At 34.6% G+C, this 6267-nt stretch carries 5 protein-coding genes and 2 riboswitches; of the genes, 3 read left to right on the forward strand and 2 right to left on the reverse strand.

Annotation, left to right across the window (positions count from 1 at the left end):
- Window positions 1-2 precede the first annotated feature (2 nt).
- Window positions 3-104: riboswitch (purine riboswitch) on the forward strand.
- Window positions 105-259: 155 nt separating this feature from the next.
- Both guaA and AN959_RS21330 read left to right on the forward strand, forming a co-directional pair.
- On the forward strand, window positions 260-1813 hold the full coding sequence (gene guaA / locus AN959_RS10670; RefSeq protein WP_056830656.1) for a glutamine-hydrolyzing GMP synthase: 1554 nt from the start codon (window positions 260-262) through the stop codon (window positions 1811-1813).
- A 399-nt stretch (window positions 1814-2212) separates the two neighbouring features.
- The gene (locus AN959_RS21330) at window positions 2213-2362 is read left to right on the forward strand and encodes a hypothetical protein (RefSeq protein ID WP_056830658.1); all 150 of its coding nucleotides are present in this window, start codon (window positions 2213-2215) and stop codon (window positions 2360-2362) included.
- Between the two features lie 401 nt (window positions 2363-2763).
- Here AN959_RS21330 and AN959_RS10680 read toward each other — a convergent pair whose 3' ends face one another.
- Window positions 2764-3159 (reverse strand): GyrI-like domain-containing protein, encoded by a 396-nt coding sequence (locus AN959_RS10680; RefSeq protein WP_056830660.1) that lies wholly within the window; start codon window positions 3157-3159, stop codon window positions 2764-2766.
- A gap of 31 nt (window positions 3160-3190) precedes the next feature.
- Window positions 3191-4114: a YafY family protein gene (locus AN959_RS10685; RefSeq protein ID WP_056830662.1), complete on the reverse strand. Its 924-nt coding sequence runs from the start codon at window positions 4112-4114 to the stop codon at window positions 3191-3193.
- A 190-nt stretch (window positions 4115-4304) separates the two neighbouring features.
- A riboswitch (purine riboswitch) is annotated at window positions 4305-4406 on the forward strand.
- A gap of 90 nt (window positions 4407-4496) precedes the next feature.
- Between AN959_RS10685 and AN959_RS10690 the strand changes: the two genes are divergently transcribed.
- A complete protein-coding gene (locus AN959_RS10690; protein ID WP_053591887.1) occupies window positions 4497-5828 on the forward strand; it encodes an NCS2 family permease in 1332 nt (443 codons plus the stop codon).
- Window positions 5829-6267 lie beyond the last annotated feature (439 nt).

Raw genomic sequence — 6267 nt, forward strand, 5'->3', positions numbered from 1 at the left:
AATTAAATTGACCAAGTTGCCCTCGTATATGTCCGATAATATGGTTCGGATGTCTCTACCAAGTTACCGATAATAACTTGACTATGAAGGTGAATGCAGTCATGTCTTTTTGAGACATGTGCATTCACCTTTTTGATGTAGAGAACATAAACGCGTAGAAAGAGGAAGTGCTTTCTTACGCGTTTTTTTATCTTATCCAATACAGTGTAGAATAAACGAAGAGCAATTTTGGAATACTTAAAAGAAGAGGTGGATGCCAATGTCTTCAACTCCATTGTTGAAAGAACAAGAAAAAATTGTCGTGCTAGATTTCGGTAGTCAATATAATCAATTAATCACGCGTCGTATTCGTGAATTTGGAGTGTATAGTGAGTTGCACCCACACACAGTTACTGCAGAAGATTTAAAGAAAATGAACGCAACAGGAATCATTTTCTCTGGTGGTCCCAATTCTGTTTATGATGATAATGCATTTCATATTGACCCAGCGATCTATGAAATTGGGGTTCCGATTTTAGGTATTTGTTACGGAATGCAATTAATGTCTCAACATTTCGGTGGGAAAGTAGAAAAAGCTTCTCATCGTGAATACGGTAGAGCAGAGATTAATGTGAAAAATGCTACTTCATTATTTGGACAACTTCCTGCAAACCAAGTTGTTTGGATGAGCCATGGTGACCACGTAACTGTTGCACCGGAAGGCTTTGAAGTAATAGCAACTAGCCCAGCGTGTGAAGTAGCTGCAATGGCGGATGAAGAGAAAAAATTATACGCTGTTCAGTTCCACCCTGAAGTAAGACATTCTATTTATGGTATTGAATTACTTCGTCAATTCGTATTTGATGTTTGTCACGCAACAGGTGATTGGTCGATGGAAAGCTTTATCGAAATGGAAATCGAAAAAATTCGTCAAGAAGTAGGCGACAAAAAAGTTCTATGTGCCCTTAGTGGTGGAGTAGATTCTTCTGTAGTTGCTGTTTTGATCCATAAAGCTATTGGTGATCAATTGACTTGTATGTTCGTGGATCATAACCTTCTTCGTAAAGATGAAGCAGAGGGTGTTATGAAAACCTTCTCTGAAGGCTTCCATATGAATGTTATTAAAATTGATGCTCGCGAACGTTTCATGAGCAAGCTTGCTGGCGTTTCGGATCCTGAGAAGAAACGTAAAATTATCGGTAATGAATTTATCTATGTATTTGATGATGAAGCTTCTAAGTTAAAAGGAATGGATTTCCTTGCGCAAGGAACGTTATATACAGATATTATCGAAAGTGGAACAGCTACTGCACAAACTATCAAGTCTCACCACAATGTAGGTGGGCTTCCTGAAGATATGCAGTTCAAACTGATCGAGCCTTTAAAAACATTATTTAAAGATGAAGTACGTGCACTTGGTACAGAGCTTGGTTTACCAGATGAAATCGTTTGGCGTCAACCATTCCCAGGTCCAGGTTTAGCAATACGTGTACTTGGAGAAGTAACAGAAGAGAAATTAGAAATCGTTCGTGAATCTGATGCAATTCTTCGTGAGGAAATTGCAAAAGCTGGTTTAGAACGTGACATCTGGCAATACTTTACCGTGCTACCTGATATCCGCAGTGTTGGGGTAATGGGTGATGCACGTACGTACGACTACGCAATCGGTATCCGTGCAGTAACTTCTATTGACGGAATGACTTCTGACTGGGCACGTATCCCATGGGACGTATTAGAAAAAATTAGTGTTCGTTTGGTTAATGAAGTACCGCATATCAACCGTGTACTTTATGATGTTACGAGCAAGCCACCAGCAACGATTGAGTGGGAATAGGACTGCGGAGTATTATAGCTTGAACAAGTTATAAACACAGTCGTACCAATGTCTAATGCATTTTGTTAAGCACTGATTTAGTGATTAACGTGCAACTATTTATATGTCAAAATTAAATCCTCTTTTAGTTATTTATAACAAGTAACTAGAAGGGGGTTTTTTATTTTGGTTAAAATTAGCGACTTGATTGATGACTTTAAAATGAATCAGCAAATTTAAGGTCGTAAAGATAAGTATAATGAATACCATTTGGCTATGAATTATTTTACTAAGTTTTTACTGATATATGCAAGGTTAGGCAGTACACTAATAAAGTAAAAAGGTTTACTTCAGTAAAATAAGGTATATTATATTTGTTAAATAGATTCTCTTTAAAGACGAGAAAAGTAGGTGAACAAAGTGGGGAAATATCAATTGGATACCAAAGGTCAGGTGGCTGTGGCAAAGTATCATGAAAAACACAAGCCTGCCAAATATGATAAAAAGCAGCAACTTGAAAAAATACGTGCGGAGTATTTGAAAAAAAAGCAAAAACAAACAGATAAATAATATGAATGAAAACATAGGAAGACTAAAATCTCCCTATGTTTTTCTTATTCGAAGTTCTTTTTTTCAATTGATGATAGAGTTTATTATTCTCCTAAATTTCAGATTCGGTGACAAAAAACTCGTCATCAGATATCCATTCCTCACTAATTGATTTTGACATTGAAACGACATAGCTATTATTCAAAATAATAACGTTGTAAACAGGGGGTTCACCAGCTACAATTGAGGACAAGAATTACATCATTTGAACAGATTTTTCTGTTTTGATAAAAAGCGTAAAATCCTTATATATCAGTGGTTGGCGAGCGTACTGTATGATATTACTTCTAAGCCACCAGCAACGATTGAGTGGGAATAGTAAAGAAAAGCCTAAAATCCAATGAGTGGATTTTAGGCTTTTTTTAGTCTTGAGAAGAAACCGATAAATAGATGCTAATTGTTCCGTCTGTCTTATACCATTCAAAATCAGTCTGGTATGTTCTTGGGACATCACTATGCCAAATTTCTTTCCATGCCATGCCAACGCTATGTGGATCGTTTTTTTCTACTTTCCAAACAAAATATTTTCCTTGTGGAATAGTGACACTTGATTTTTCGGTTGAATTTTCCGTTCCAATAATAAAATCAAAATTCCCAGTGTAATCACTGTCGTAATTAGTATAAACTGCAAAAATGTCCTCTTCCACTGTATGTTGTTTCAAAAATTCTCCCCATTGATTAGCAAAAACATCACTATTATTATTGTTCGTTCTCACTTTGTTACCTTGAATCACTATAGAAGAAATATTTTCTCTCATTTTACATCTCCACCTTTCATTTGAAAATGTATCATGGAATGTATGACAACTGATTGTCATCATTTATCTTTTTATAAATTTTATTTAGTTCGCGGTAATAGGAAATTTTTAAAGCCTCGGGTTTTACAACATCAACAGAGGAGCTGAACATCAATAGAAAAGGTAATAGATTTTGATTATTATCATATGTAAAAGTGACAGTAATATCATTGTGGTTTACTTTTATTTCATCTTCTAAGAACAAATCGTAGAGCTTGCCTAATTGGTTTTTTGAAAAAATCAGTTCAACTTCCTCGTAACACTTTGTTGAGATAGTTTCACTTTCTATTGTTTTAATACATTCTTCTTCTAATTCTTTGTACTCTCTAATTCGAGTAAGCTTAAATAATCTTTTATCCTGTCTCTTATCACAATAAGCCTCCATAAACCAACTTCCGTCTTTTAGTTGTAAATTAGACGGGGAAACGATTCTATTAGTATTCTCTCCGCTCATAGACGTATATTTTATTTTCAATTTTTTCTTATGCGTGATTGCTTTACGAATGGCTTTTATTTTATCTTTTATTTCTTCTTCTATTTCTTTTCTGTGAAGAGTAGGTGAGTAGTAAGAAAAGTTTTCAAACGTATCAGCAATGCCCTGTAAATTTTCCAACTTTTCTATGAGAATTTGGTTATCTTCTTGCAACATATTTTGATGAATATTTAATGCATCAATTAGTTTTTGTTTTTCAACATCAGTGAATAAGTGTTTGTCCATTTTATAGGAAGGCATCAAACCAACCCCTCCGTTTCTACCATGAATGGAGATAATGGGTAGACCAGACATTGATAATGACTCCAAATCTCGATAAATTGTTCGCTTACTGACTTCAAATTTTTTGGCCAGTTCTTCCGCAGAGATTTTATCTGTATTTAATAAAAGTACTAAAATCGAAAATAATCTTTCTGTCTTCATGATGATTTCCCCCATATACTATTTCACTTCTAATCAGGATTTTATCTAACTTAATATTACTATGAGATTCTGGGAAGTTGATAACTTATTGTATTAAGTAAAATTTTCAGAATAACGAACTATAAGTGAAGATATTTAAAAAACGTTCGGATTTGGTATTGATTTTTACATTTAATAGTGTTATATTACTATCATAATTTGAATATGTCGTCGTATAACGTTGGGAATAAGGCCCAAAAGTCTCTACCGAATCACCGTAAATGATTCGACTACGATTAGTTTGAAAGTGTAAAACTTTCACTGATTAAGGACTTTAAAGCATACGACCGTTAATAGGTCATATGCTTTTTTTCGTTATCAAGACAAAAAAATGGAGGATCTCATGAAAAAGTATTTTCGATTTGAAGAACTAGGGACAAACTATCGCAACGAGATTATTGGTGGTTTAACAACATTTCTAGCAATGGCGTATATCCTAGTAGTAAACCCGATGACTCTATCACTTGAGACTGTAGAAGGTTTACCAGATTTTATGTATATGGATAAAGGTTCGGTATTTACAGCAACAGCTATTGCGGCTGCAATCGGATCAATCCTGATGGGTGTATTAGCAAAATATCCAATTGCCCTAGCACCAGGAATGGGACTAAATGCATTCTTCGCATATACAGTTGTATTAGAATTCGGAATTCCTTGGCAAGTAGCGTTAACCGGAGTTTTTGTAGCAGGTGTTATTTTTATTCTTTTATCATTATCCGGTATTCGTGAAACAATTATTAATGCAATCCCAGCTGAATTGAAATTTGCAGTAGGCGCGGGAATTGGTTTATTTATTACATTTGTTGGTTTACAAAACTCAAAAATTATCGTAAGTAATCCAAACGTAATTGTTGGTTTAGGAGATTTAACAGATCCAAACGTCCTTCTAACAATATTCGGTTTAATCATTACAGTTATCATGATGGTTAAAGGTATTAAAGGCGGAATTTTCTATGGTATGTTGATCACTGCTATAGTCGGGATGATCTTTAGCTTAGTACCGATTCCAAAAGCAATTATAGGACATGTACCAAGTATGGCCCCAACTTTTGGAGCAGCGCTTGATCCAATATTCAATGATCCATCGTCTCTATTAACAGCTCAATTTTTAATCGTAGTTCTAACATTTTTATTTGTTAACTTTTTTGATACAGCAGGAACATTAATTTCTGTAGCAAACCAAGCGGGTTTAATGAAAGAAGGAAAGCTACCACGTGCAGGTAAAGCACTTCTTGCAGATGCAATTGCAACAACAGCGGGTGCAGTAGCTGGTACTTCAACAACTACATCTTATGTAGAATCTACTGCAGGTGTTGCGGCAGGTGCACGCTCAGGTTTTGCAGCAGTAGTAACGGGAGTTCTTCTATTATTATCTTTATTCTTCTTTCCATTATTAAGTGTTGTTACTTCTTATGTAACTGCACCAGCGTTAATAGTAGTAGGGGTATTAATGGTATCTTCCCTAGGGAATATCGAATGGACTAAATTTGAAGTTGCAGTTCCGGCATTCTTCGTTATTATTGCAATGCCGTTAACATACTCTATTGCAACTGGTATAGCAATTGGATTCTTGTTTTATCCAATCACAATGATCATTGCAGGACGAATAAAAGAAGTGCACCCAATTATGTATGGACTATGGGTAGTATTCCTCGGTTATTTTATATTCTTATAATCAATCATCGAAATGAGAGAGACCTTGCGTCTCTCTTTTTTGTTTTTTTATTAAGTATTTTCTTGTAAAAAAGTATAAAAGAAATAGAAGGAAATGAATAAATATGTTGAATATAATGCTCTCGACCTTTGTGAATAAAGGGATTTTCGCGATATGACACTTTTTTATAATTATAGTTGAATATTTCTGAATAAAATGTTATTATGTTTTTACATCTTTTTATGTTTTTTACTGTTGACGAGGCATATAAAAGGGTGTTAAGATACAAAGGTCGCCAAAACAAAACGGCAACATAAACAACATGAACATTGAAAACTGAACATGCAAAACGTTAAGACATATAGCTTGATAGACTAACTTCAGTTAGTCGGATAGCAAACAATTTTGACATCATTTAATGATGATGCCAGCAAAACAAAATGAGCTTTTTAAGTTCTCT

This window comes from Psychrobacillus sp. FJAT-21963 (genome assembly GCF_001420585.1).
Taxonomy (GTDB): domain Bacteria; phylum Bacillota; class Bacilli; order Bacillales_A; family Planococcaceae; genus Psychrobacillus.

Coding starts and splice junctions, on each gene's coding strand:
- AN959_RS10685 (WP_056830662.1), bottom strand. CDS start 4,114: ATGAAGACAGAAAGATTATTTTCGATTTTAGTACTTTTATTAAATACA.
- AN959_RS10680 (WP_056830660.1), bottom strand. CDS start 3,159: ATGAGAGAAAATATTTCTTCTATAGTGATTCAAGGTAACAAAGTGAGA.
- guaA (WP_056830656.1), top strand. CDS start 260: ATGTCTTCAACTCCATTGTTGAAAGAACAAGAAAAAATTGTCGTGCTA.
- AN959_RS10690 (WP_053591887.1), top strand. CDS start 4,497: ATGAAAAAGTATTTTCGATTTGAAGAACTAGGGACAAACTATCGCAAC.